This window comes from Nocardioides albus (genome assembly GCF_014648255.1).
Lineage (GTDB): Bacteria > Actinomycetota > Actinomycetes > Propionibacteriales > Nocardioidaceae > Nocardioides > Nocardioides albus.
In genome coordinates this window covers 38792-64844 of record NZ_BMQT01000013.1, presented here as the reverse complement: position 1 = coordinate 64844, position 26053 = coordinate 38792, and the positions used below count along the sequence as shown (strand labels likewise).

General features: G+C 68.3%; 27 protein-coding genes and 1 tRNA gene. 25 read left to right on the top strand and 3 right to left on the bottom strand.

Annotated features, from left to right (window positions below; translation table 11 throughout):
- The first annotated feature begins 34 nt into the window (after positions 1 to 34).
- The 24 genes from IEY84_RS23475 to IEY84_RS23360 all read left to right on the top strand — a co-directional run bounded on the left by IEY84_RS23475 (position 35) and on the right by IEY84_RS23360 (position 24204).
- Positions 35 to 724: a demethylmenaquinone methyltransferase gene (locus IEY84_RS23475; protein ID WP_183543229.1), complete on the top strand. Its 690-nt coding sequence runs from the start codon at positions 35 to 37 to the stop codon at positions 722 to 724.
- A gap of 19 nt (positions 725 to 743) precedes the next feature.
- Complete coding sequence (locus tag IEY84_RS23470) at positions 744 to 1421, top strand: ankyrin repeat domain-containing protein (protein ID WP_183543231.1); 678 nt, start codon at positions 744 to 746, stop codon at positions 1419 to 1421.
- Positions 1422 to 1448: 27 nt separating this feature from the next.
- Entirely contained in the window at positions 1449 to 2093 is a 645-nt protein-coding gene (locus tag IEY84_RS23465) for an HD domain-containing protein (RefSeq protein WP_183543233.1), read from the top strand.
- A 305-nt stretch (positions 2094 to 2398) separates the two neighbouring features.
- Positions 2399 to 2755, top strand: coding sequence for an NADH-quinone oxidoreductase subunit A (locus IEY84_RS23460; protein WP_179660860.1), 357 nt, complete (start codon positions 2399 to 2401; stop codon positions 2753 to 2755).
- A 1-nt stretch (position 2756) separates the two neighbouring features.
- A complete protein-coding gene (locus tag IEY84_RS23455) occupies positions 2757 to 3311 on the top strand; it encodes a NuoB/complex I 20 kDa subunit family protein (protein ID WP_183543235.1) in 555 nt (184 codons plus the stop codon).
- The gene (locus IEY84_RS23450) at positions 3308 to 3961 is read left to right on the top strand and encodes an NADH-quinone oxidoreductase subunit C (RefSeq protein WP_183543237.1); all 654 of its coding nucleotides are present in this window, start codon (positions 3308 to 3310) and stop codon (positions 3959 to 3961) included. Before IEY84_RS23455 ends, IEY84_RS23450 begins: the two co-directional genes overlap by 4 nt.
- Positions 3958 to 5274, top strand: coding sequence for an NADH-quinone oxidoreductase subunit D (locus IEY84_RS23445; RefSeq protein WP_183543239.1), 1317 nt, complete (start codon positions 3958 to 3960; stop codon positions 5272 to 5274). Before IEY84_RS23450 ends, IEY84_RS23445 begins: the two co-directional genes overlap by 4 nt.
- Positions 5271 to 6029, top strand: coding sequence for an NADH-quinone oxidoreductase subunit NuoE (nuoE, locus tag IEY84_RS23440; protein WP_183543240.1), 759 nt, complete (start codon positions 5271 to 5273; stop codon positions 6027 to 6029). Before IEY84_RS23445 ends, nuoE begins: the two co-directional genes overlap by 4 nt.
- The gene (gene nuoF / locus IEY84_RS23435; protein WP_183543242.1) at positions 6022 to 7332 is read left to right on the top strand and encodes an NADH-quinone oxidoreductase subunit NuoF; all 1311 of its coding nucleotides are present in this window, start codon (positions 6022 to 6024) and stop codon (positions 7330 to 7332) included. Before nuoE ends, nuoF begins: the two co-directional genes overlap by 8 nt.
- On the top strand, positions 7314 to 9626 hold the full coding sequence (locus IEY84_RS23430) for an NADH-quinone oxidoreductase subunit G (RefSeq protein WP_183543244.1): 2313 nt from the start codon (positions 7314 to 7316) through the stop codon (positions 9624 to 9626). Before nuoF ends, IEY84_RS23430 begins: the two co-directional genes overlap by 19 nt.
- A complete protein-coding gene (gene nuoH / locus IEY84_RS23425) occupies positions 9623 to 10918 on the top strand; it encodes an NADH-quinone oxidoreductase subunit NuoH (protein ID WP_183543246.1) in 1296 nt (431 codons plus the stop codon). Before IEY84_RS23430 ends, nuoH begins: the two co-directional genes overlap by 4 nt.
- Complete coding sequence (gene nuoI, locus IEY84_RS23420; RefSeq protein WP_183543248.1) at positions 10915 to 11454, top strand: NADH-quinone oxidoreductase subunit NuoI; 540 nt, start codon at positions 10915 to 10917, stop codon at positions 11452 to 11454. Before nuoH ends, nuoI begins: the two co-directional genes overlap by 4 nt.
- Positions 11451 to 12155, top strand: coding sequence for an NADH-quinone oxidoreductase subunit J (locus IEY84_RS23415; RefSeq protein ID WP_183543250.1), 705 nt, complete (start codon positions 11451 to 11453; stop codon positions 12153 to 12155). Before nuoI ends, IEY84_RS23415 begins: the two co-directional genes overlap by 4 nt.
- Positions 12152 to 12457, top strand: a complete 306-nt coding sequence (gene nuoK, locus IEY84_RS23410) for an NADH-quinone oxidoreductase subunit NuoK (RefSeq protein WP_008356449.1) — start codon at positions 12152 to 12154, stop codon at positions 12455 to 12457. Before IEY84_RS23415 ends, nuoK begins: the two co-directional genes overlap by 4 nt.
- Positions 12451 to 14331, top strand: coding sequence for an NADH-quinone oxidoreductase subunit L (gene nuoL, locus IEY84_RS23405; protein ID WP_183543252.1), 1881 nt, complete (start codon positions 12451 to 12453; stop codon positions 14329 to 14331). Before nuoK ends, nuoL begins: the two co-directional genes overlap by 7 nt.
- 1 nt (position 14332) lies before the next feature.
- Positions 14333 to 15757 (top strand): complex I subunit 4 family protein, encoded by a 1425-nt coding sequence (locus IEY84_RS23400; RefSeq protein WP_183543254.1) that lies wholly within the window; start codon positions 14333 to 14335, stop codon positions 15755 to 15757.
- 4 nt (positions 15758 to 15761) lie between these two features.
- Positions 15762 to 17306: an NADH-quinone oxidoreductase subunit NuoN gene (gene nuoN / locus IEY84_RS23395; protein WP_183543256.1), complete on the top strand. Its 1545-nt coding sequence runs from the start codon at positions 15762 to 15764 to the stop codon at positions 17304 to 17306.
- Positions 17303 to 18322: a polyprenyl synthetase family protein gene (locus tag IEY84_RS23390; RefSeq protein WP_229788948.1), complete on the top strand. Its 1020-nt coding sequence runs from the start codon at positions 17303 to 17305 to the stop codon at positions 18320 to 18322. The genes nuoN and IEY84_RS23390 overlap by 4 nt, the downstream gene beginning before the upstream one ends.
- Before the next feature lie 115 nt (positions 18323 to 18437).
- Entirely contained in the window at positions 18438 to 19169 is a 732-nt protein-coding gene (locus tag IEY84_RS23385) for a hypothetical protein (RefSeq protein ID WP_183543258.1), read from the top strand.
- A gap of 124 nt (positions 19170 to 19293) precedes the next feature.
- Entirely contained in the window at positions 19294 to 20211 is a 918-nt protein-coding gene (rarD, locus tag IEY84_RS23380; RefSeq protein WP_183543260.1) for an EamA family transporter RarD, read from the top strand.
- Between the two features lie 231 nt (positions 20212 to 20442).
- Positions 20443 to 21516 (top strand): sulfate ABC transporter substrate-binding protein, encoded by a 1074-nt coding sequence (locus tag IEY84_RS23375; RefSeq protein ID WP_183543262.1) that lies wholly within the window; start codon positions 20443 to 20445, stop codon positions 21514 to 21516.
- A gap of 6 nt (positions 21517 to 21522) precedes the next feature.
- Positions 21523 to 22365 carry a sulfate ABC transporter permease subunit CysT gene (gene cysT / locus IEY84_RS23370; RefSeq protein ID WP_183543264.1) on the top strand — a complete coding sequence of 281 codons (843 nt, stop codon included), beginning with the start codon at positions 21523 to 21525 and terminating at the stop codon, positions 22363 to 22365.
- Positions 22358 to 23200: a sulfate ABC transporter permease gene (locus IEY84_RS23365; protein ID WP_183543266.1), complete on the top strand. Its 843-nt coding sequence runs from the start codon at positions 22358 to 22360 to the stop codon at positions 23198 to 23200. Before cysT ends, IEY84_RS23365 begins: the two co-directional genes overlap by 8 nt.
- A gap of 26 nt (positions 23201 to 23226) precedes the next feature.
- Positions 23227 to 24204, top strand: a complete 978-nt coding sequence (locus tag IEY84_RS23360) for a sulfate/molybdate ABC transporter ATP-binding protein (RefSeq protein ID WP_183543268.1) — start codon at positions 23227 to 23229, stop codon at positions 24202 to 24204.
- Between the two features lie 105 nt (positions 24205 to 24309).
- Here the strand turns inward: IEY84_RS23360 and IEY84_RS23355 are convergent, their stop codons facing one another.
- Genes IEY84_RS23355 through IEY84_RS23345 form a run of 3 tightly spaced genes read right to left on the bottom strand, consistent with a single transcriptional unit; the run spans position 24310 to position 25798 of the window.
- Entirely contained in the window at positions 24310 to 24768 is a 459-nt protein-coding gene (locus tag IEY84_RS23355; RefSeq protein WP_091044275.1) for an RrF2 family transcriptional regulator, read from the bottom strand.
- Positions 24769 to 24807: 39 nt separating this feature from the next.
- On the bottom strand, positions 24808 to 25302 hold the full coding sequence (locus IEY84_RS23350; RefSeq protein WP_183543270.1) for an SRPBCC domain-containing protein: 495 nt from the start codon (positions 25300 to 25302) through the stop codon (positions 24808 to 24810).
- Positions 25303 to 25306: 4 nt separating this feature from the next.
- Positions 25307 to 25798 carry a YajQ family cyclic di-GMP-binding protein gene (locus IEY84_RS23345; protein WP_183543272.1) on the bottom strand — a complete coding sequence of 164 codons (492 nt, stop codon included), beginning with the start codon at positions 25796 to 25798 and terminating at the stop codon, positions 25307 to 25309.
- Between the two features lie 137 nt (positions 25799 to 25935).
- On the opposite strand from IEY84_RS23345, the gene IEY84_RS23340 reads away from it, so the two are divergent.
- Positions 25936 to 26018: transfer RNA gene (locus tag IEY84_RS23340), tRNA-Tyr, on the top strand.
- Positions 26019 to 26053 lie beyond the last annotated feature (35 nt).

Genomic DNA, 26053 nt, shown 5'->3' with positions numbered 1-26053 from the left:
CGGTCCTGACGGAGACCCGAGACAGAATCAGCCCGTGACCCGAGCAGATCTGGACAAGCAGCCCGGCGAGGTCCGTCGGATGTTCGACGCCGTGGCCAAGCGCTACGACCTCACCAACGACGTACTCTCGCTCGGCCAGGACCGTCGCTGGCGACGCGAGGTCATCAAGGCTGTCGACCCGAAGCCGGGCGAGCTCGTGCTCGACCTCGCCGCCGGCACCGGCACCTCGTCCCAGCCTTTCCTGGACGCGGGCGCCGAGGTGGTCCCGACCGACTTCTCGATCGGGATGCTCCAGGTCGGCAAGGAGGCGAAGCCGCACCTGCCGTTCACCGCCGGCGACGGCACCCGCCTGCCCTACCGCGACGGGACCTTCGACGCGGTGACGATCTCGTTCGGCCTGCGCAACATCGTCGACCCCGAGGCGGGTCTGCGCGAGCTGCGCCGGGTCACCCGGCCCGGCGGCCGGATCGTGGTCTGCGAGTTCTCGCACCCGACCTGGAAGCCGTTCCGGACGGTCTACGTCGAATATCTGATGAAGGCACTTCCGCCGGTCGCACGGGCGGTATCGTCCTCGCCGGACGCGTACGTCTATCTCGCTGAGTCGATCCGGGCCTGGCCCGACCAGGCAGGACTCGCCGACATGCTGTCCTCCGCGGGCTGGCAGTCGCCGACCTGGACGAATCTCTCAGCCGGGATCGTCGCTCTTCATCACGCAACCGCTTGATCTCTGCGAAGGTTCAACTATGACCACGACGTTGCCATGGGACGGCATCTTGATGCCTCGCGAGGCCTACGGGCCCGCAGCGGTCAAGGCCAGGGACTCGCTCACCGACGCAGCCGCGCAGGGGGACTGGCGCCGAGCGCTCTCGCAGGTGCGCAACGACTACACCGTCGGCGTGAACACCTGGAAGATCGGCGGCGAGTCGATGTTCACGCCGCTCCACCACGCCGCCTACCTCGGTGCGCCGCGGGAGACGGTCCAGGAGCTGCTCTCGCTGGGCGGTGTCCGCTCGTTGCCGACCGCCCACGGCGAGACGCCCTACCAGCTCGCCCAGCGCCGTGGTCATGACCACCTGCTCGACCTGCTCGACCCCTTCTTCCGTCCCGGCACCCCGCTCGGCGACAACCTCGAGGGCGTCAACCTGCACGTGAACACGACGCTCGCCGAGCTGACCGCGGAGTTCCGCGGCGAGCACCAGCTGCGTACGTTCGATGTCCGGCTCATCTCCGAGGAGGGCGGTCCCGAGGAAGCCTGGTTCACCGCTCCCGGGATGTACGGCGGCATCCGGATCGGCATGTTCTGGGGCCGCGCCCACCTGGAGTACAACTCCCGCCTCGGCGACTCCTATGCAGTGGTGGGCCCGGAAGGATCGGCGTACGTGTCCCGCTCCAAGCGCGCCCTCACCCTCCCCACCCGCTGACCGTACGCAGCATGCGAAGGTCGTGCCATGGATGACGCGCCTCCCGACCTGATCGCCGACCTGAACCCGCTCCCGGACGAGATCGGCGGGAGGCTGCGGGCGCAGTTGGAGTTCATCGCCGAGGCCGACAAGCTCAAGACGATCCTGCGGGCCTCGCCGCTGGCCGCGGCCGACCGGCGCGAGAACGACGCCGAGCACTCCTGGCACCTGGCGCTGATGGTGCTCCTGCTGGCGGAGTACGCCGACGAGCCGATCGACGTCGGGCACGCGATCAAGCTCGTGATCATCCACGACATGGTCGAGATCTACGCCGGCGACAGCCCGGTCTTCGACGCCGCCGCGGTCGTCGACCAGGTCGAGCGGGAGATCGCCGCCGCCGACCGGCTCTTCACGATGCTGCCGCCGGATCAGGCCGGTGAGATCCGAGCCCTCTGGGACGAGTTCGAGGCCGCCCAGACCCCCGAGGCACGCTTCTGCAAGGCGATGGACCGCCTCGAGCCGATGCTCCTCAACTGGCTCAACCGCGGCGGCACCTGGAGCATGCCCGGCGCCACCGAGTCCCGCGTCCGCGCCCGTGAGGCTGGCGTAGTAGCTGCCTCGACCACCCTGGGCGAGGCGACCGACGCCATCGTCCGTGCGGCTCTTGCCACCGGCTGGATCCGCCCCGACTGACATTCCGCGTGTGCTGCCAGGAGTGCGCTAGGGCGCACTCGTGGCAGCACACCGCGAGGCTGGGGTTAAAGGCCGGCCGCCAGCAACCGGAGTCTGACTCGCCGCAACCCCGCCATGGCGTGGTTCTGCAGGCGTTTGCCCCCGGATGCGCGAGCACATTTCCACCATGGCGAGAAAGTGCGCCGCGCCATTTCGGCAACCCACTTGCATTCCGCCACAGGAGTGGCAGGATGTGAGTTGGCCCACATTGTGATTCCATTCACAAAGTCTCAAGAAGGGGTGGGTCGCTCAGGGTAGGAGGCGAGATGGAGCTCTACGTGCCGGTGCTCGCGTTGGCGGGACTGGCGACGCTCTTCGCGGTCGGTTCGGTGATCATGAGCTCGGTCGTGGGACCGAGACGCGCCAACCAGGCCAAGGCGGATCCCTACGAGTGCGGGATCGAGGCCACGCCCCAGGCGTTGGGCGGTCGTTTCCCGGTGAAGTACTACATCACCGCGATGCTCTTCATCATCTTCGACATCGAGATCATCTTCCTCTACCCGTGGGCCGTCAGGTTCGACGCGATGGGATGGTTCGGCCTCGCGGAGATGGGCCTCTTCCTGCTGACGGTGTTCGTGGCGTACGCCTATGTGTGGCGCCGCGGCGGATTGGACTGGGACTGACGTGGGTATCGAAGAAAAACTCCCGAGCGGGGTTCTGCTGACCACCGTCGAGGGGATGGCCGGCTACTTCCGCAAGGCGAGCCTGTGGCCGGCGACGTTCGGGCTGGCCTGCTGCGCCATCGAGATGATGACGAGCGGCGGACCGAAGTACGACCTCGCCCGCTACGGCATGGAGGTCTTCCGGGCGAGCCCGCGGCAGGCCGACCTGATGATCGTGGCGGGCCGGGTGAGCCAGAAGATGGCGCCGGTGCTGCGCCAGATCTATGACCAGATGCCCGAGCCGAAGTGGGTGCTCGCCATGGGCGTCTGCGCCAGCAGCGGCGGGATGTTCAACAACTACGCGATCGTCCAGGGCGTCGACCACATCGTGCCCGTCGACATGTATCTCCCCGGCTGCCCGCCGCGGCCCGAGATGCTGATCGACGCGATCCTCAAGCTCCACGACAAGATCCAGGGCACCTCGCTGGGCGTCAATGCCGAGCGCGAGGAGGTCGCCGACGAGACCGCGGCGCTGCGCCAGCTGCCGCTGATCGACCAGACGGGACTTCTGCGGTGAACGACCAGAACATCGGCCAGAACAGCGGCATGTTCGGCGTGGAGGACACCGGCGACACCAGCGGCTATGGCGGCCTGACCCGCCAGCACGCGATGCCGAGCCGCACCAGCGACGTCGGGGTTCAGCCCTACGGCGGCTGGTTCAAGGAGATCGCCGACGCCCTCGCCTTCACCGAGGCGGAGGCGGTCATCCACCGCGGCGAGCTGACCTTCCACGTACGCCGCGAGCGGCTGCTCGAGGCCCTGCAGGTGCTCCGCGACGAGCTGCGCTTCGAGCTCTGCTCCGGCGTCTCCGGGGTGCACTACCCCGCGGACCAAGGCCAAGAGAATGTGGGCAGCGAGCTGCACGCGGTCTACCACCTGCTCTCGATGACCTACAACCGTCGGGTGCGGATCGAGACCTCGGCCCCCGACGCCGACCCGCACGTGCCGAGCGCGGTGGCGATCTACCCGACGCTCGACTGGCACGAGCGGGAGACCTACGACATGTTCGGGATCGTCTTCGACGGCCACCCCGGGCTGACCCGGATCCTGATGCCAGACGACTGGCCGGGCCACCCGCAGCGCAAGGACTACCCGCTCGGTGGGATCCCCGTGGAGTACAAGGGCGCCACGATCCCGCCGCCGGACACTCGCAGGAGCTACTCATGACCGCGACAGACGCTGAAGACGCGCGTACGTTCACCGTCACCGGCCAGGACTGGGACGACCTGACCGATGCCCTCAAGGACGTCAAGGACGAGCGGATCGTCGTCAACATGGGCCCGCAGCACCCCTCGACGCACGGGGTGCTTCGGCTGATCCTCGAGCTCGAGGGCGAGACGGTCACCGAGGCGCGTGCCGGGATCGGCTACCTGCACACGGGCATCGAGAAGAACATGGAGTACCGGTCCTGGACGCAGGGGACCACGTTCGTCACCCGGATGGACTACCTGTCCCCGATCTTCAACGAGACGGCGTACGTCCTCGGGGTCGAGAAGCTGCTCGGCATCGGTGCCGAGGTGCCGGAGAAGGCCGACGTCATCCGGGTCCTGCTGATGGAGCTCAACCGGATCTCCTCCCACCTGGTGGCGATCGCGACCGGTGGCATGGAGCTCGGCGCGCTGACCGTGATGACGATCGGGTTCCGCGAGCGTGAGCTGTGCCTGGACCTGTTCGAGTTCATCACCGGCCTGCGGATGAACCACGCCTACATCCGGCCCGGCGGCATCGCCCAGGACGTGCCCGACGACACCGTCGCTCGGGTGACCGAGTTCATCGAGCTGATGAAGAAGCGCCTGGAGGAGTACGCCGCGCTCTGCAACGCCAACCCGATCTTCAAGGGCCGCCTGGAGCAGGTCGGCTACCTCGACCTGGAGGGCTGTCTCGCGCTCGGCCTGACCGGACCGATCCTGCGGAGCACGGGCTACCCGTGGGACCTGCGCAAGGCCCAGCCCTACTGCGGCTATGAGGACTACGACTTCGAGGTCATCACCTGGGACACCTGCGACTCCTACGGCCGGTTCCGGATCCGGCTGGCCGAGATGTGGGAGTCGCTGCGGATCATGGAGCAGGCTCTGAAGAGGCTGAAGGATCTCGACGGTGCCCCGGTCATGGTGGCCGACAAGAAGATCGCCTGGCCCTCGCAGCTCTCCGTCGGCCCCGACGGCCAGGGCAACTCCCTCGACCACATCCGCCACATCATGGGCGAGTCGATGGAGGCCCTGATCCACCACTTCAAGCTGGTGACCGAGGGCTTCAGGGTGCCGGCCGGCCAGGCGTACGTCGCGATCGAGTCGCCGCGCGGAGAGCTCGGCGCCCACGTGGTCAGCGACGGTGGCACCAAGCCCTACCGGGTCCACTTCCGGGACCCGTCGTTCACCAACCTCCAGGCCACGAGCGTCATGTCCGAGGGCGGCATGGTCGCCGACGTGATCGTGGCGATCGCGTCCATCGACCCGGTGATGGGAGGCGTCGACCGATGACGCTTGCTGCTGAGACCTACGACGAGCTGCGCGAGATCGCGGCTCGCTATCCCCAGGCTCGCTCCGGGCTGCTGCCGATGCTCCATCTGGTGCAGTCGGTCGAGGGCCGGGTCACGCCCGAGGGGATCCACGCCTGCGCCGAGGTCCTGGGTCTCACCCCGGCCGAGGTGAGCGGGGTGGCGACGTTCTACACGATGTACAAGCGTCATCCCGTCGGCACCCACCACGTCGGCGTCTGCACCAACACGCTGTGCGCGGTCATGGGCGGCGACGAGATCTTCGCCTGCCTGCGCGAGAAGCTCGAGGTCGGCAACGACGAGACCACCGCTGATGCCCCTGGATTGCAGAGCATCACGCTCGAGCACATCGAGTGCAATGCGGCCTGCGACTACGCGCCGGTGGTGATGGTCAACTGGGAGTTCTTCGACAACCAGACCCCGGAGTCGGCCTCGCAGCTGGTCGATGACCTGCGCGAAGGCCGCGAGGTCGTGGCCTCGCGCGGCGCCCGGATCACGAGCTGGCGCGAGGCCGAGCGGGTCCTCGCGGGCTTCGAGGACGGGCTCGTCGACGAAGGGCCCGCGGCCGGGCCGGCGTCGGTTGTCGGGCTGGAGCTCGCCCGCGAGCGCGGCTGGGCCGCACCCGCCGACGTCCACGGCTCTGCCGACGTACCGGAGGAGCCGTCCGAGGCCGTCGAGGAGGCCGACACCCGTCGCGCCGAGTCGGAGACGATCGCCGAGGAGGCGTCTGATGACTGACACTCTGACTCCGGTGCTGACCGCCAACTGGGGCGACGAGCGGGCCTGGACGTTGCCCGCCTATGCCGAGCAGGGTGGCTACGACGCGCTCGACGTCGCGCTCGGGATGGCTCCTGAGGACGTCCAGACGATGGTCAAGGACTCCGGGCTCCGCGGTCGCGGTGGCGCTGGGTTCCCGACCGGGGTGAAGTGGGGCTTCCTGCCGCCGCCCGACCCGGAGAACCCCAAGCCGCGTTACCTGGTGGTCAACGCCGACGAGTCCGAGCCGGGCACGTGCAAGGACATCCCGCTGATGATGGCCTCGCCCCACACCCTGGTCGAGGGCGTGATCATCTCCTCCTACGCCATCCGGGCGGAGCGTGCATTCATCTACGTACGCGGCGAGGTGCTGCACGTGATCCGGCGGCTGCAAGCGGCGGTCCGCGAGGCCTACGCCGCCGGCCACCTGGGCACGAACATCCACGGCTCCGGCTACGACCTCGACCTGGTCGTGCACGCCGGCGCCGGGGCCTACATCTGTGGGGAGGAGACCGCGCTGCTCGACTCGCTCGAGGGACGCCGCGGTCAGCCGCGGCTGCGGCCGCCGTTCCCGGCCGTCGCCGGTCTCTACGCCAGCCCGACCGTGATCAACAACGCCGAGTCGATCGCCTCGGTGCCCGCGATCGTGAAGAACGGCGCCGACTGGTTCGCCGGCATGGGCACCGAGAAGTCGGCCGGCGTCGGCATCTTCTCGCTCTCAGGGCACGTCAAGAAGCCGGGCCAGTACGAAGCGCCGCTCGGCATCACGCTGCGCAAGCTGATCGAGCTGGCCGGCGGCGTACGCGAAGGGCATGAGCTGAAGTTCTGGACCCCGGGCGGCTCCTCGACCCCGCTGTTCACCCAGGAGCACCTGGACGTGACGCTGGACTTCGAAGGGGTGCAGGCGGCCGGCTCGATGCTCGGCACCCGCGCGCTGCAGATCTTCGACGACTCCGTCTGCGTGGTGCGCGCGGTGCTGCGGTGGACGGAGTTCTACAAGCACGAGTCCTGCGGCAAGTGCACCCCGTGCCGCGAGGGCACCTGGTGGCTGGTGCAGGTGCTGGAGCGGCTGGAGAAGGGCGACGGCAAGCCGGAGGACCTCGACCTGCTGCTCGACCAGTGCGACAACATCCTCGGCCGCTCGTTCTGCGCGCTGGGTGATGGCGCGACGAGCCCGATCACGAGCTCGATCCAATACTTCCGAGACGAATACTTGGCCCACCTCGAGCAGGGCGGCTGCCCGTTCGACCCGGCCACCTCGACTGCATGGGCGGAGTCGAAATGAGCGACGTAACTCTCAAGATCGACGGCGCTGATGTGACCGTACCCGAAGGCACGCTGGTGATCCGGGCCGCTGAGCAGGTCGGGATCGAGATCCCGCGGTTCTGCGATCACCCGCTGCTCGCACCCGTGGGCGCCTGCCGGCAGTGCCTGGTCGACATCCCCGACGCCGGCAACGGCCGCGGCTTCCCGAAGCCGCAGGCCTCGTGCACGATCCCGGTCGCCGAGGGCATGGTCGTGGAGACGCAGAACTCCACGGCGGTGAAGGCCCAGCACGGGATCATGGAGTTTCTCCTGGTCAACCACCCGTTGGACTGCCCGGTGTGCGACAAGGGCGGCGAGTGCCCGCTGCAGAACCAGGCGATGTCCCACGGCCAGGGTGAGACCCGGTTCGAGGGGACCAAGCGGACCTTCCCGAAGCCGATCAACCTCTCGCCCAACGTGCTGCTCGACCGCGAGCGGTGCATCGTCTGCCAGCGTTGCACCCGCTTCGCCGCCGAGATCCCGGGCGACCCTGGGATCGCGCTGATCCAGCGTGGCGCCCAGCAGCAGATCGGCATCGCCGAGGACAAGCCGTTCTCGTCCTACTTCTCCGGCAACGTCATCCAGATCTGCCCGGTCGGCGCGCTGACCTCGGACGACTACCGGTTCCGGGCCCGTCCCTTCGACCTGGTCTCGACGCCGAGCGTCGCCGAGCACGACGCCTGCGGCGCCGCGATCCGCATCGACCACCGCCGCGGCAAGGTCATGCGCCGTCTCGCCGGCAACGATCCGGAGGTCAACGAGGAGTGGATCTCGGACAAGGACCGCTTCGGCTTCCGCTACGCGGTCCGGGACCGGCTCACCTCGCCGATGATCCGCGAGGACGGCGAGCTCCGGCCGGCGTCCTGGCTGGAGGCCGTCGCCGTCGCCGCGGCCGGGTTGGCCGCCGCCGGCTCGGTGGGCGTCCTGCCCGGTGGCCGGCTGACGCTGGAGGACGCCAAGGCGTACGCCACCTTCGCCCGCGACACCCTCCGCACCCCGCACATCGACTTCCGTTCGCGTCCGCTGTCGGAGGAGGAGACGGAGTTCCTGCGCTCTCGCGTCGCCGGAACGAGCGTCACCTACGCCGACCTCGATGCCGCCGACCACGTGGTTCTGGTGGGCCTCGAGCCCGAGGACGAGGCCGGCACGCTCTTCCTGCGGCTGCGCAAGGCCAACAAGGCGGGTCTGCGGATCACCACCCTCAGCCCGTACGCCTCGGAGGGCTCGCGCAAGCTCGGGGCCGAGGTCGTCCTGACCGCTCCCGGTGCCGAAAAGGACGCGTTGTCGCAGGTCAACGGGGTCACCGATGCTTCGGTGATCCTGGTCGGTGAGCGGCTGGCGACCAGCCAAGGCGCCTACTCCGCCGCCGCCGATCTCGCCGACCGCACGGGTGCCAGGCTCGCCTGGGTCCCGCGTCGTGCGGGCGACCGAGGTGCCGTCGAAGCTGGCCTCCTGCCCGGTGAGGGCGGTCTCGATGCCGACGGCATCGTCCGCGCCGGCCTCGACGCCCTGCTCGTCGCCGGCGTCGACCCCGACGACACCGCCGACCCCGACGCCTTCCTGGCCGCCCTCGACCGGGCCGGCTTCGTGGTCAGCCTCGAGCAGCGGGTCACCGCCGTGACCGAGCGCGCCGACGTCGTACTCCCCGTCGCCACTGCCTCGGAGAAGGCCGGCACCTTCGTCACATGGGAAGGTCGCCGCCGCCCGTTCGAGAAGGTCTTCGACAAGCCCGCCGCGTACTCAGACGCCGAGGTCCTCGGCCACATCACGACCTCGCTGGTTGAGCCCGCGAGCGCAGCGAGCGGTGTCGAAACCAACACGGCTTCATCGAGCGCGGAAGGGGACCGTGTTGGTCTCGACACGCCTCCGCCGCCCTCGCTTCGCGAGGGGGCTCCCTCGCTCGGCGCGTCCGGACGAGCAAGCTCGCCGGACGACCTCACTCGGTCGCCTAGCGGCTCCGGCGGCTCGACCGACGAAGGCGGCTTCCACTTGGCGACCTGGCATCTCATGCTCGACAACGGGACGCTCCAGAGCGGAGACAAGGCGCTGGCCGCGACCGCACGACCGGCGTTCGTACGGATCCCGGCGGCGCTCCACGAGCAGCTCGGTGACGTCGTGACGATCACCGGTGACCGGGGGAGCTGGACGCTTCCGGCGCTCCCCGCGGAGCTGGCCGAGGGCACGATCTGGGTCCCGACCAACTCGTTCGGGCGCGGCGTATGGGCCGATCTGGCCTCGCCGGGGTCGACCGTGAGCGTGGAGGGGGCCAAGTGAACGGGCTGGAGCAGTTCGGTCAGGACCCCTGGTGGATCATCGCGATCAAGGTCCTGCTGGTCTTCGTGGTCTGCGTCGTGCTGACGCTGTTCAACATCTGGTGGGAGCGCAAGGTCGTGGCGCGGATGCAGCACCGCATCGGGCCCAACCGGCACGGACCGTTCGGTCTGCTGCAGTCCCTCGCCGACGGCGTGAAGCTGGCGCTCAAGGAGGACCTGACCCCGGAGAAGGCCGACAAGATCGTCTTCATCACCGCGCCGATCCTGGCCACGGTGCCGGCGTTCGTGACGTTCGCGGTGATCCCGTTCGGGCCCGAGGTCAACCTCTTCGGTGTCCAGACACCCCTGCAGCTGACAGACATGCCGGTGGCGGTGCTGTTCGTGATGGCGATCGCCAGCATCGGCATCTACGGGATCGTGCTCGGCGGCTGGGCCTCCGGCTCCACCTACTCGTTGCTCGGCGGACTTCGAAGCAGCGCCCAGATGATCTCCTACGAGGTCTCGATGGGCCTGGCGCTCGTCACCGTCTTCCTGATGGCCGGCAGCCTGTCCACGAGCCAGATCGTCGAGGCCCAGACGGACTGGTGGTTCGGCGCCCTGCTGCTGCCGTCCTTCGTGATCTACTGCGTCTCGATGGTCGGCGAGACCAACCGTGCGCCGTTCGACCTCCCCGAGGCCGAGGGCGAGCTGGTCGGTGGTTTCCACACCGAATACTCCAGCCTGAAGTTCGCACTCTTCTTCCTGGCCGAATACATCAACATGGCCACCGTCAGCGCGCTCGCCACGACGCTCTTCCTGGGCGGTTGGCGGGCACCGCTCGGTCTCGGCACCGTCTGGCCCGGCGCCAACGAGGGCTACTGGCCGGTGCTGTGGTTCTTCCTGAAGATGTTCTTCTTCATCTGGATCTTCATCTGGCTGCGCGGCACGCTGCCGCGGCTGCGCTACGACCAGTTCATGTCGCTCGGCTGGAAGGTCCTCCTTCCCGCGAGCCTCGCCTGGATCGTCGTCGTCGCGGTGATCAAGATGACCGCCATCCAGGGCGGCTTCAGCCCCAACTGGTTCCTCTTCGGCTTCGGCCTGGCCGTCACCGTGGTGGTCGTGCTCGGCTTCCTCAACCGGCTCCCGGAGAAGGAGGCCCAGGTCACCAAGCCGACCGGTGGCTACCCCACGCCCGCGCTGCCGCAGGGTGGGGCAGTGCGGGGTGCCGCCCAGCCGCTGGTGTTCGGACCGCCGGCAGTGCCGACAGGCACCAACGGCGTACGCATTCTTCCCTCTCGTGAGGAGGCCAAGTGAGCAGCGACGACCGCACGTTCAAGGAGCGGTTCTGGGACCCGGTCAGCGGGTTCGCGGTGACCTTCAAGACACAGTTCAAGAAGCCGGTCACCGAGCAGTACCCGCAGCAGAAAGAGCCGACCGAGGAGCGTTTCCACGGGCGGCACCAGCTCAACCGCCATGCCGACGGTCTCGAGAAGTGCGTCGGCTGCGAGCTGTGCGCGTGGGCCTGCCCCGCCGACGCCATCTACGTCGAGGGCGCGGAGAACACCGAGGAGGAGCGCTACTCGCCCGGCGAGCGCTATGGCCGCGTCTACCAGATCAACTACCTGCGCTGCATCCTGTGCGGGCTGTGCATCGAGGCCTGCCCGACCCGGGCGCTGACGATGACGAACGAGTACGAGCTCGCCGACACCACGCGCGAGAGCCTGATCTACGAGAAGCAGGATCTGCTCGCGCCGCTCGAGGACGGGATGGAGGCTCCTCCGCACCCGATGTTCCTGGGCAACGACGACACCTCCTACTACGCGCCGGAGCCCAAGGAGTCGAGTCGATGAGTTTTGTCCTCCTCGCCTCGATCATGGTGATCGCGGCGCTGGGCCTGCTCTTCGCGCGCAAGCCCGTGCACGCCGCGCTGTCGCTGGCGATCGTGATGATCGGGCTCGCGATGATGTACGCGATGCTGGAGGCGCCGTTCCTGTTCGCGGTGCAGATCGTGGTCTACACCGGCGCGATCCTGATGCTGTTCCTGTTCGTGATCATGCTGGTCGGGGTCGACACCTCCGACACGCTGAAGGAGACGATCGCGGGGCAGAAGGTCCTCGCGGGCCTCCTCGGCGTCGGTCTCGGGACGATCCTGATCGCGGGCGTCGGCCAGGCCAGCATCGCCACGATGCGCGGGCTGTCCGAGGCGAACGCGGGCGGCAACGTACAGCGCCTGGCCGACCTTCTCTTCTCCCGCTACGTGATCGCCTTCGAGGCGACCAGCGCGCTGCTGATCACCGCCGCGATCGGTGCGATGGTGCTGGCCCACCGCGAGCGGATCGACCCGAAGCAGACCCAGACCGACCTGGCCCAGAAGCGGGTCACAGACTACGCGAAGAGCGGCAAGCACCTCGGCCCGCTGCCCCCACCGGGCACGTTCGCACGACACAACAGCAACGACACCCCGGCCCTCCTGCCGGACGGGTCGCAGAGCACGAAGTCGGTCCCGGCCATCCTCGCCGGCGGTCGCGCGGACGAAGGAGAGGACGAATGACAGACAACACCACGGCGTACGTCATCCTGTCCGCCATCCTCTTCACGATCGGCACCATCGGCGTGCTGACCAGGCGTAACGCCATCGTCGTCTTCATGTGCGTCGAGCTGATGCTCAACGCGGCGAACCTGGCTCTGGTGGCGTTCAGCCGGATGCACGGCAACCTCGACGGGCAGGTGACCGCCTTCTTCGTGATGGTCGTCGCAGCCGCCGAGGTGGTCGTCGGGCTGGCGATCATCATGACCATCTTCCGCACCAGAAACACGGCTTCGGTCGACGAGCCAAGGATGCTCAAGTGGTAACCGCTGCACTCGCCAACCCCATCGAGGCTGACGGGGTCTTCTCGCTGATCTGGCTGGTCATCGCGCTGCCCTTGGCCGGTGCCGCCCTGATCCTGATCGGCCGTCCGCTGGCACCGGCTCTCTTCGACCGGGTCGGGCACTGGCTCGCGGTCGGGCTCGCCGGTGCGTCCTTCCTGCTCAGCCTGATCCTCTTCATCGCCACCCTCGGTCGCGACGAGGAGAGCCGCCAGGTCGTCCAGCACCTCTACACCTGGTTCGACACGGGGGATCTGAGCGTCGGGTTCGACCTGCTCTACGACCAGCTCTCGAGCCTGTTCCTGCTGCTCATCACCGGGGTCGGCACGCTGATCCACGTCTACTCCGTCGGCTACATGGCCCACGACGAGCGCCGCACCCGGTTCTTCGGCTACCTCAACCTGTTCCTCGCCGCGATGCTGATACTGGTGCTGGCGGAGAACTACGTCGGCCTCTTCCTCGGCTGGGAGGGCGTCGGCCTGGCGTCCTACCTGCTCATCGGCTTCTGGCAGCACAAGCCGTCCGCGGCTGCTGCCGCCAAGAAGGCGTTCGTGATGAACCGGGTCGGCGACATGGGACTCTCGCTGGCGATCGCGCTCTGCTTCGTCACCTTCGGGTCGACGTCGTTCTCCGCGATCGACATCAGCGACACCTCGACCACCACGCTGAACTGGCTCGGCATCCTGCTGCTCGTCGGCGCCTGCGGCAAGTCCGCCCAGGTGCCGCTGCAGGGCTGGCTGCTGGACGCGATGGAGGGCCCGACCCCGGTCTCCGCGCTGATCCACGCGGCCACGATGGTGACCGCCGGTGTCTACCTCATCGTCCGTAGCAGCGTGATCTTCGACGCCGCCGAGGCCGCCTCGACCGCCGTCGTGATCGTCGCCCTGGTCACCATCATCTGGGGCGCCGCGGTCAGCTGCGTGAAGGACGACATCAAGAAGGTCCTGGCCGGCTCGACGATGAGCCAGATCGGCTACATGATGCTGGCCGCCGGGCTGGGCGGACCGGGCTACGCGTTCGCGATCTTCCACCTGCTCACCCACGGCTTCTTCAAAGCCAACATGTTCCTCGGCGCCGGGTCGCTGATGCACGGCATGAACGACAACGTGAACCTCAAGCACTACGGTGCCCTGAGCCGGGCGCTCCCGGTCACCTTCCTGACCTTCTCGATGGGCTACCTGGCGATCATCGGGTTCCCTGGCTTCGCCGGCTTCTGGTCCAAGGACAAGATCCTCGAGGTCGCGTTCGCCGAGAGCTGGCTGGTCGGCATCATCGCCCTGCTGGCCGCCGGTGTGACCGCGTTCTACATGACCCGTCTGATGATGCTCGCCTTCTTCGGCCGCAAGCGCTGGCCCGAGGGCGTACATCCGCACGAGTCGCCACGGATCATGACCGGTCCGCTGGTGGTCCTGGCCGCGCTGTCGGTCCTCGGTGGCGTCTTCGCGCTGGGCGGTTGGATCGAGCACTGGCTCGAGCCTGTCGTCGCCATCGGGCACGGCGGCCACCACGGACCGCTTCCGGTCTGGGCGACCTCGGTCCTCGCGGTCCTCGTCGTCGCGATCGGGGTCGCGGCCGCCGGGTTCGTCTTCGGGCGCCGCCCGACCACGACCGAGCCGACCCCCTACCTGCACGTCCCGCACGTCGAGGACGTCGTGGTGCCGCCAGGGATGGCGATCACCCGCGGTGCCCTCGCGACCGACAAGTACGTGGTCGACGGCCTGATGAGCGGCGGCCCGGTCGCCCTCGCGGCGATCGCCGGTGAGCTCCGCAAGGCGCAGACCGGCTACGTACGTTCCTATGCCCTCTCCGTCCTCGGTGGCACGGTTCTCGTTGCCCTGGCCCTGATCGTGGTGAGCTGACTTGCTGACAACCCTCGTCCTCATCCCGTTCGTGGGCGCGCTGGTCACCGCGGTGATGCCCGCCCGGCCCAAGCTGTGGGCCTTCGGCTTCGCGATCGCCACCCTGATCGCCGGCATCGTCACGATGTTCACGGCGCCCGACACCGACCGCGCCTGGATGGAGCCGCTCGGCGTCCACTGGGCGCTCGAGATGGACGGCTTCGGCAAGCTGATGGTGCTGCTGACCGTCGTCCTGGTCCCGCTGGTGATGCTGGCGGCGGTCAAGGACCACGACAAGCGCTGGTACGCCTGGGCGCTGGCCCTGGAGGCCTTCGCCCTGCTCACCTTCCTGGCCGCCGACCTGTTCGTCTTCTACATCGCCTTCGAGGCGACGCTGATCCCGGCGTACTTCATGATCGGGCAGCACGGCGGCCCAGGGCGCGCCAAGGCCGCGCTCAAGTTCCTGATGTTCCAGCTCGGTGGTGGCCTGGTGCTGCTGGGTGCGCTGATCGGGTTCTACGTGGTCTCCGTGGAGGCCGGCCCGCCGTCCTACCTGATCAGCGACCTCGCCCAGCTCGACATCGGCACCACGGCCGAGCGCTGGATCTTCGTGGCGATGTTCATCGCGTTCGCGGTCAAGGCGCCGCTGTTCCCGGTGCACACCTGGTTGGCGGACACGACCGAGCACGCCACCCCGCCGACGTCGGTGCTCCTGGTGTGCATCCTCGACAAGATCGGCACCTTCGCCATGATCCGGCTCTGCCTGGGCCTGGTCCCGGAGGCGTCCGCCTGGGCGACCCCCGTCGTCGTGGTGCTGGCACTGATCTCGATCGTCTACGGCGCGGTCCTGGCGATCGGGCAGGACGACCTGCTCCGCCTGATCGGTCTCACCTCGCTGAGCCACTTCGGACTGATCACGCTCGGCATCTTCGCGGCCACCCGCGAGGGCCTGGTCGGATCGATCCTCTACATGGTCAACCACGGGGTCGCGACCGCGGCGATGTTCCTGATCGCCGGGTTCCTGATCACCCGCAAGGGCACTGCCTCGATCTCGTCGATGCGGGGGATGGAGAAGGCGACACCGGTGCTCGCCGGCACGTTCCTGATCGCCGGTCTGGCGACCGCCGGTCTGCCGGGCCTGAGTCAGTTCGTCTCCGAGATCCTGGTCCTGATCAGCGCCTTCGACTACAACTGGCTGGTCGGCGTCATCGCGGTCACCGCGATCGTGCTTGCCGCCATCTACGTGCTGTGGGCCTATCAGCGGATCTTCACCGGACCCGCTCAGCTCTCCAGGCAACCGGTACGTGACCTGGATCGGCGCGAGATCGGCGTACTCACGCCGCTGCTGGTCGCTCTTCTCTTCTTCGGCTTCGTGCCCGGCCCGCTGATCTCGGCGGCGTCGCCCGTGGTCGACCCGATCGTCAACGTGATCCAGGCAGGTGAGTGACGCGATGTTCGAGTCTCCCGGAATTTCGTACGCCACCCTCTGGCCCGTCCTGCTGGTGCTCGGCGTGGCCTGCGCCGGTGTCGTGGTGGAGGCCTTCGCGCCGCGCGCCGCACGGTTCAACGCCCAGGTCTTCCTGGCGCTGGCCGGGCTGGCCGCCGCCTTAGCCGGGACCGTGATCGTCGGCGCCGGACCGAGCCTGGGCGTCTCGACCGGCGAGGGTGCCCTCATCGTCGACGGTCCTGGCGTCTTCTCCCAGGGACTGGTGCTGCTGGTGTCGCTCGGCGGTGTCGCGCTCTTCGCCGAGCGCCGCCTCGACAACGGCGTGAGCGCCTTCGCGGGCCAGGCTGCGGCGCTGCCGGGCACACCCGCCGAGCGCACCGCCTCCCAGCGGGGACTGGAGCACACCGAGGTCTATCCGCTGATGATGTTCGCGGTCGGCGGGATGATGCTCTTCTGCGTCTCCGGCGACCTGCTGATGCTCTTCGTGGCTCTCGAGGTGCTCTCGCTCCCGCTCTACCTGCTCACCGGGCTGGCGCGCCGTCGGCGGCTGCTCTCGCAGGAGGCGGCGCTGAAGTACTTCCTGCTCGGCGCGTTCTCCTCCGGCATCTTCCTCTACGGCCTCGCGCTGGTCTACGGCTTCGCCGGGTCGATGTCGCTGGCTGAGATCGGTGAGGTGGCGGCCGAGGAAGGCTCCAGCCCGCTGCTTCTCCTCGGCATCGGTCTGATGGCCGTCGGCCTGCTCTTCAAGACCGGTGCGGTGCCGTTCCACTCCTGGACCCCTGACGTCTACCAGGGCGCCCCGACGCCGGTGACCGCATGGATGTCGGCTGCGACCAAGATCGCCGCGTTCGCCGCGATGCTGCGGCTCTTCTACGTTGCCTTCGGTGCCGAGGGCGACATCTGGCGCCCGGCGATCGGCGTCGTCGCAGTGCTCACGATGCTGCTCGGCGCCTCCTTCGCGGTCGTCCAGACCGATGTGAAGCGCATGCTCGGCTACTCCGCCGTGGCCCACACCGGCTTCCTGCTCACCGGCCTCCTCGGTGTGCAGACCGACGCCTTCGGCTCGACCCAGGCGGTGCTCTTCTACCTGACCGCCTACGGGTTCGCGACCCTCGGCTCCTTCGCGATCGTCTCGCTGGTGCGAGGGCCCAACGGCGAGGCCGGTGCGCTGGACCGCTGGGCCGGGCTGGGGCGTACCAACCCCTGGGTCGCGGCGACCTTCGCCGTCTTCCTGCTCTCGATGGCCGGGCTGCCCCTGACCGCCGGATTCATCGGCAAGTGGGGCGTCTTCGCCGCGGCGCTCGGCGCCGGCCAGTGGCCCGTCGTCGTGGTTGCGATCGGCTCGAGCATCATCGCGATCTTCTTCTACGTACGGATGATCATGCTGATGTTCTTCACCGATCCGAGCGAGGATGCGGCCGCGGTCGTGACCCCGTCGTACGCCACCACCATCGTGATCGCACTGAGCGCTGTCGCCACCGTCTTGTTGGGTGTAATTCCGGGCCCTGTGCTCAGCCTGTTGGTGGATGCGGGAGGATTCATCGGGTGAGCACCAGCGCACCCACCGATCGAGCCCCTGAACTCGCCCTCCCGATCACCGATCCCGAGCTCGAGCAGCGGCTGCGTGCTCGGTTGGTGGACGTCGAGGAACGACTGGCCGGCTACACGCGGAGCCGTTCCCCGTTCGTCACGGAGGCGGCCACCCACCTGATGCAGGCCGGCGGCAAGCGGTTCCGGCCGTTGCTGGTGCTGCTGGCCGCCGAGTGCGGTCCGGACACGCTCGCCGACGAGGTCATCACCGCCGCCTGCGTCGTCGAGCTCACCCACCTCGCCTCGCTCTACCACGACGACGTCATGGACGAAGCGCTCGTACGCCGCGGCGAGGACTCCGCGAATGCACGCTTCGACAACCACGTCGCGATCCTGACCGGCGACTTCCTCTTCGCTCGCTCCTCGGAGCTGACCGCCCAGCTCGGCCCGGAGGCCGTACGCATCCAGGCGGCGACCTTCGCCAAGCTCGTCGAGGGCCAGATCCTCGAGGGGGTCGAGCCGCCCGAGGGCGTCGACCCGGTCGACCACCACCTCGAGGTGCTGGCCGGCAAGACCGGTGTCCTGATCGCCACCTCGGCTCTCTACGGTGCGCTCTTCGCCGGTGCTGACAAGGAGATCCAGGAGGCCCTGCTGGCCTACGGCGACATCGTCGGCGTCGCCTTCCAGCTCTCCGACGACATCCTCGACATCGCCTCCGACTCCGAGAAGTCGGGCAAGACGCCGGGGACCGACCTCCGTGAGGGCGTACCCACGCTCCCGGTGCTGCTGGCCCGCCGTTCGACCGAACCCGACGACGCCCGGCTCCTGGAGCTGCTCGACAGCGATCTCACCGACGACGCGGCCCTGGCCGAGTGCGTCGCTCTGCTCCGCGCCCACCCGGCGCTGGCCGAGGCTCGCGCCTACGTCCAGGCCCGTGCCGAGGAGGCCAAGGCGGCCCTCGCGCCGGTCCCGGAGGGGCCTGTCCGTGCGGCCCTCGAGGCGTTCGCCGACGCGGTCGCCGTCCGCTCCGTCTAGGAACGATGCCTCATCCTCGGGGCAAACTTTCCGAAGCCGGGACGCCGACGGCGTACCGATGCTTGAATTCGCTGTCCGCAGTCTCGGGCACCGCACTTCGGGAGAAGGTCCCCGCATGTCTCGCAAGATCTCGCTGGCTGCTGCCGTCCTGGCACTCGCATCGGCCGGCCTCACCATCATCGGCACGTCCGCGCCGGCCGCCGCCGCATCCACCCCGTCGGTCCGCGCCACCACCGCCTGTGAGGGCGGCGCCGGGACCATCACCGTCGGCTCCTACCGGCGCGCGACGGGCGGCACCACCGGGATCACCCGCTTGGACGGCGTGAAGCGCCCCAACTGGATGGGCTACACCCAGGTCGGCCTGGTCGAGCCCGGCTTCCTGGCGACCGAGGGGGAGGAAGAGGCGCCGCCGATGCTCAAGGCCGTCAACGGCGTCGTACGCGACTCGACTTCGTCCAAGCTCACCTGGCCGCGCCCGGTCAACGGCTTCTACCTCTCCCGTGACGCGGCGGTCATCTGCATCGCCGGGGTACGTCAGACGTCCACGTTCGTCGAGGGTACGAGCATGGACACCACCCTCCGCGTCCGCCGCGACTCCGGCGTCGTCCGGGTCGAGGGCATGGCCAACCGCTTCGGCAAGCACAAGGTCATCGTCCGCCTCTGGTCGCCCGCCGGCTACCAGCAGAAGGTGAAGTTCGTGAACCCCGGCTACGACTCCGACATCGGCATGCTCAGCGCCCGCTTCACCGGTTTCAAGCGCACCAACAAGTTCACCAAGGCCGTCGTGATCGTCAAGCACGTCAAGACCGGCAGGACCACCAGGCTGGCCATCGGCCGCACGCTCTGACCAGATTCTGTGCGACCTACCGACCGCCTGCGGCGCACGAGTGCCGCGGGCGGTCGGCTGTCTCTGCAGGCTCGCCCCTCGGGCCAGGTAAAGGAGCCGTACGCCCGGTGGGTAGCGTGAGGCTGTGAACGAGCAGCGGCGTGGAGTGATGTTCGGCGCCGCGGCGTACATCATGTGGGGAGCGTTCCCGCTCTACTTCCCCCTCCTGGAGCCGGCCGGAGCCTGGGAGATCCTGGGCCACCGGATCCTGTGGTCGCTCGTCGTGGCCGGAGCGCTGGTGCTGATCGTGGGGCGCCGCGAGCAGCTGGCGGCGATCCTGCGCAACCGGCGCACGCTCGGGCTGCTGACGGCCGCTGCCGCGGTGATCTCGATCAACTGGGTGACGTACATCTGGGGGGTCAACAACGGGCGGATCGTGGAGACGAGCCTCGGCTACTTCACCAACCCGCTGGTCACGATGTTGATGGGCGTGATCATCCTGCGCGAACGGATGCGGAAGCTGCAGTGGGTGGCGCTCGGGATCGCCTTCGCCGCGGTCGTCGTGCTCACCATCGACTACGGACGGCTGCCGTGGGTCGCGCTGGTGCTGGCGTTCTCGTTCGGCACCTACGGGCTGCTGAAGAAGAGCGCGGGGGTCGGCCCGTTCGAGTCGCTGGCCGTCGAGACCGCCGTGACGGCGCCGTTCGCACTCGCTCTCATCGTCGCTCTCCAGGCCACCGGCAACGGGACGCTCTCCGGTCACGGGGCGCTCCACGTGTTCCTCCTGATCAGCCTCGGCGTCGCGACCGTGGTGCCGCTGGCCTGTTTCGGCGCGGCCGCGATCCGGGTGCCGATGGTCACGATCGGCCTGCTGCAGTACCTGGCGCCGATCCTGCAGTTCGCCGTCGGCGTCTTCATCGCCCACGAGGGGATGCCTCCCGGGCGCTGGGTCGGCTTCGCGATCGTCTGGGTCGCGCTGGTCATCTTCAGTGCCGAGGCCGTCCACCACCGTCGCAAGGTCCTGCGCGCGCAGGTCGCCCCGCTGAGCTCCACCGGCGCCTAGCGCGCCCCGCGCTCGCCGACACGTCACCCCCGCTCGCCGAGACGTCACCCCCGCCGGCCGAGATGGCACCCAGGTGCCATCTCGACCGACCTGAGTGACGTCTCGGCGAGCTGTGCCGTCCAGTGGGTGGAACGATCGCGCGTTTTCGCATGGACTCGACTAACTCCAGTATTGTCATCGACATTCGTAACCCGATCGACCTTGACTCGGCAGGGCAGAAGTGAGGAACCAATGAAGAAGATCAAGGTTGCAGTGGCGTTGGCCGCTGCGAGCATCCTGACCTTGACCGCCTGCGGTGGCTCTGGCGGCGGTGACGCGGAGTCGATCTCCATCGTCGGCTTCGCCGTCCCCGAGACGGCCAACAAGGCGATCGCCAAGGAGTTCAACAAGACTCCCGAGGGTGAAGGGGTCACCTTCGAGACGTCCTACGGTGCCTCGGGTGACCAGAGCCGCGCGGTCGAGTCGGGCCTGAAGGCCGACTACGTCCACCTCTCCGTCGGCACCGACGTGCAGCGTCTGGAGAAGGCCGGCCTGGTCGACGCCTCGTGGGACGACGGCGACAACAAGGGCATCGTGTCGAGCTCCGTCGTGGTGCTGGGCGTCCGTGAGGGCAACCCGAAGAACATCCAGGGCTGGGAAGATCTCGCCAAGCCCGGCGTCGGCGTGGTCACGGCCAACCCGGCCTCGTCCGGGGCTGCCCGTTGGAACGCGCTGGCCGCGTGGGGCTCCGTGGTGAAGAACGGCGGCACCGAGGAGGACGGCAAGGCCTACCTCGACAAGCTCTTCAAGAACGTCGTCACTCTGACCAACTCCGGCCGTGACGCCACCACGGCGTTCCTCGGCGGCACCGGCGACGTGCTGCTCGCCTACGAGAACGAGGCGATCCTGGCGGCACAGCAGGGCGAGGGCTTCGAATACATCATCCCGGACTCGACGGTGCTGATCGAGAACCCCGGCGCGATCACCAAGGACGCCTCCAAGCCGTCGCAGGACTGGCTCGACTTCGTCCTCGACCCCAAGGGCGGCCAGAAGCAGTTCGCGCTGACCGGCTTCCGCCCCATCAACACCGCCGAGCCCGGCGTCGTCGACTGGGACTCGATCGGCCTCGAGCCGAAGGACATCAAGGGTGCCAAGGACCCGGCCGACCCGTTCCCGGCGCCGAAGCAGCTGCTCACGCTGGAGAACGACTTCGGCGGCCGCGACTGGTCCGGCGTCAAGGAGAAGCTCTTCGGCACCGGTGAAGACGGCGAGGCGGTCGGCATCGTGACCGACTCGATCGCCAAGTCCGGCAAGGCTTCGCAGTAGCCGATCATGACCGCCACCATCCCTGAGGTCCGGTCGGCTGCTCCTCGGTCCAGCCGGCCGGCCTCCACTCTGACCCTGACGAGCGGCATCGGCCTCGGCGTCACGATGCTCTGGTTCAGCCTGCTCGTCCTCATCCCCTTGGTCGCGGTGATCATCACCGCCTCGACCGGCGGCTGGTCCGCCTTCGCGGACCAGCTCACCAACGAGCAGACCGCGGCGGCGATCCTGCTGACGATCCGGTCGGCCCTCGTGGTCACCCTCGTCAATGTCGTCATCGGCACCGTCATCGCCTGGGTTCTCGTGCGTGACCGGTTCTGGGGCAAGGGCCTGCTCGAGGTGATCATCGACATCCCGTTCGCGCTGCCGACGATCGTCGCCGGCCTCGTCCTGCTCTCCCTGTACGGCGCCGAGTCACCCCTCGGCCTGCACTGGGCCAACACGTCGACGTCGGTCTACCTGGCGCTCGCCTTCGTGACCCTGCCGTTCGTCGTACGCATGGTGCAGCCCGTCCTCGAGGAGCTGGACGCCGACGTGGAGGAGGCGGCAGCCTCCCTGGGGGCCTCCAGGTCGACCACGTTCCGGCGGATCATCCTGCCCTCGCTGGCGCCCGCGATCGCGGCAGGAGCAGCGCTCTCGTTCGCGCGCGGCATGGGGGAGTACGGCTCCCTGGTCCTGCTCTCGGGCAACCTGCCGTTCGAGTCCGAGGTCGCCTCGGTGCGGATCCTGTCCGCGATCGAGAACGACAACCCGGAGGGCGCGGCGGCGATCGCAGCGATGCTGCTGGTCGTCTCGCTGCTCGTCATCGTCGTCCTCGACCTGATCCAGAGGAGGATGGTCCGCCGTGGCTGAGACCCGTCGAGCGCCTCGTACGCCACTGACGTACGTCCTGCGGCTGATCGTCATCGGCTATCTGGGCCTGTTGGTCGCGTGGCCGGTCACCCTGGTCGCCTGGAATGCCTTCCACCTGCCCGATGTCGGCTTCACGACCGAGGCCTTCTCCGCCATCTTCAGCGACCCGCAGATGATGGCGGCGATCCGGCTGACCTGTGTCGCCGCCGTGGTGGCGACGCTGATCAACCTGGTCTTCGGCGTCTCGATCTCGCTGCTGCTGGTGCGTACCGAGTTTCCTGGCAAGCGCGTGCTGAGCGCGCTGATCGACCTTCCGCTGTCGGTGTCGCCGATCGTCGTCGGGCTGGCGCTCGTGCTGGTCTACGGCGGGCGCGACGGCTGGTTCGGGCCGACCCTGGAGTCTGCTGGGATCCAGGTCATCTTCTCGACGCCCGGGATCATCATGGCGACCGCGTTCGTGTCGCTGCCGCTGGTGATCCGCGAGGTCATCCCGGTGCTCGAGGAGATCGGCACCGAGCAGGAGCAAGCCGCCGCGTCGCTGGGGGCCAGCTCGTGGCAGACGTTCTGGCGGATCACGCTGCCGGGCATCAAGTGGGCCGTGGTCTACGGCGTCGTGCTCACTCTGGCACGGTCGCTGGGCGAGTTCGGTGCGGTCAAGGTCGTCTCCGGCAACGTCCTCGGCCAGACTCGCACCGCCACCCTCGCGGTCGAGGAGAAGTATCTGAACTTCGACCAGCAGGGCGCGTACGCGGTCGCCTTCCTCCTCGCCAGCGTCTCGGTCATCTGCATCCTCATCGTCTTCGTGCTGCGCGCCCGTGGTGCGCGCGTGCGCTGAACGACTCTGACACGAAAGGACATCCCATGAGCATCGAAGTAAGTGGTGTCAACAAGCGTTACGGCGACTTCGTCGCGCTGGAGGACATCAACCTGACCATCCCGACCGGGCAGCTGACGGCGTTGCTGGGGCCCTCCGGCGGGGGCAAGACCACGCTGCTGCGGGTCATCGCCGGGCTGGAGACCCCCGACACCGGGTCGGTGGTGATCGAGGGCAAGGACGCGACGTCCCTGCCCGTCCAGAAGCGCAACGTCGGCTTCGTCTTCCAGCACTACGCCGCGTTCAAGCACCTCTCGGTGGCGAAGAACGTCGCGTTCGGGCTGGAGATCCGCAAGCGTCCTCGCGCCGAGATCCAGAAGAAGGTCGACGAGCTGCTCGAGCTCGTGCACCTCTCGCAGTTCGGCAACCGGCTGCCCTCGCAGCTCTCCGGCGGCCAGCGGCAGCGGATGGCGCTGGCGCGTGCGCTGGCGATCGAGCCTTCTGTGCTCTTGCTCGATGAGCCGTTCGGTGCGTTGGACGCAAAGGTGCGCAAGGAGCTGCGAGACTGGCTGCGCCGGCTCCACGACGAGGTGCACGTGACCACCGTCTTCGTGACCCACGACCAGGAGGAGGCCCTCGAGGTCGCCGACGAGATCGTCGTCGTCAACCAGGGAGGGATCGAGCAGATCGGCACCCCCGAGCAGCTCTACGACGAGCCCGCCAACGACTTCGTGATGTCGTTCCTCGGTGACGTGACCACGCTGGGTGGATCCCTGATCCGGCCCCACGACGTCGAGGTCACCCCGTCACCGATCTCCGAGCACTCGGTCGAGGGCACGGTCTCGCGGGTCCTGCGGATCGGCTTCGAGGTCCGCCTCACGGTCCTCACCGACGACGGCGAGGTCGTGACCGCCGAGCTGACGCGTACGCATGCCCGGGCGCTGCAGCTCGAAGAGGGTGTCAACGTGTTCGTCACGCCGTCGCCTGGGGCTTACACGATGCGGGCGCCGTCGTCGGCGGCGTAGGGGGCGGCTGTTCGTCGAGGTATGCAGAGAAACCGTCACTTCCCGTGCGGAACTCCGCGTGGGAAGTGACGGTTCGGCTGCGTACCTAGACGAACATCCAGCCGCTCAGTGAGGCAGCCAGGCCTCGTCGCGCGCGGTGCGGGTGGTGACCTCGTCGGGCAGCTCGCGGGAGGCCAGCTCGGCGATGGAGACCTTCTCGAAGACCTCGCGCAGCGAGTCGCGCGCGGCGATCCAGACGTGCTGGAGGACGTCGGCGCGCTCGTTGTAGGTGACCCCCTCGGGGCGCAGGCCGTAGACCGAGACCAGCGGGCCGTCGACCGCGCGGATCACGTCGGCGACGGACACGTCCGACGCCTTGCGGGCCAGCCGCCAGCCGCCTGACTGGCCGCGCTGTGAGATGACTACGCCGGCCTTGCGGAGGTCGGCGAGGATCGCCTGCAGGAAGCCGTGAGGGATCTCCTGGGCGCGGCCGAGCTCCTCGGCGCTGACAGCTTTTCCGTCCTCGCGCGCGGCCATCTCGATGAGGGCGCGGAGAGCGTAGTCGGACTTGGCAGATACTCGCACGGCCACATTCTTGCAGATGAATGCAGAATTTCGCTCAATCTAGTGGTCAAGTCCACTTTCATTCACGAGCGCCTCGGCGCGCCGCTTGAGGGCGGCGGCGTGCCGCCGGAACCCCTCCGCGACCCGCTCGGGCCCAGCCAGCCCGACCAGCGGACCGGAGAACTCCTCGACCGTCTCGTAGTGCGTCGGCCCGCCGGCGCGCTGGGTCAGCCGCTGGTGGCGTACGCCCCGGACCAGGCCGAGCCGGGCAGGCCAGCCCTTGTAGACATAGCCGAGGTACGCGGCCGCGACCCCGTCGTCGCCGGCGACCGGCCCCTCGAGCGCCGAGATCCGCTCCGGTGAGCGCGTCCGGCCGCCGTTCGCCCAGGCGACATGCAGGACGATCGGGTTGCCCACCGCCGCCGGCTGCGCGGTCTCGGCCCGGACGACGAAGGGGTTCCAGGCGGCGTACGACTCGGTCTCGACCATCACCCGCCACACGACCTCGATCGGAGCGTCGATCTCGACCGAGGCCGTCGGGTGCTCGTAGACCACGAGCTCAGCGGTAGTTGATGAACTGGACCGCGAAGTCGTAGTCCTGCCCCTTGACCAGCGAGATCACGGTCTGCAGGTCGTCGCGCTTCTTGGAGGAGACGCGGAGCTCGTCACCCTGGATCTGCGCCTTGACGCCCTTCGGGCCCTCGTCGCGGATCAGCTTGGAGATCTTCTTCGCGTCCTCCGAGGAGATGCCCTCCTTGAGCGTGATCGAGATCTTCGACTGCTGCCCCGACTGGCGCGGCTCGCTCGCGTCGAGGATCTTCAGCGACTGCTGGCGCTTGATCAGCTTGTCCTGGAAGACCGAGAGCACCGCGCTGGCGCGGTCGTCGGCGGAGGCGGAGATCTCGATCGCCTGATCACCGCTCCACTCGATGGTTGCGTTGGTCCCCTTGAAGTCGAACCGCGTCGAGACCTCGCGCGCCGTCTGGCTCAGCGCGTTGTCAACCTCCTGACGGTCGATCTTGCTCACGATGTCGAACGACGAGTCAGCCATGACTCTCTCCTCTAGCTTCTGACCAGGTCTGTGGTGCCTTCACCCTAGAACCTCGTGCCGTTTTCGTACGCCGCCAGCCCCTGCGCTATCGTTTATTGCTGTCGCGATCCCCTTCGCAGGGGCACGCGTACAACCCAGGCAGATTGCCCGAGCGGCCAATGGGAGCGGACTGTAAATCCGTCGGCTTTTGCCTTCGAAGGTTCGAATCCTTCATCTGCCACACTGGGAGAACACCCCGGTGGCCAGCGGAAACGT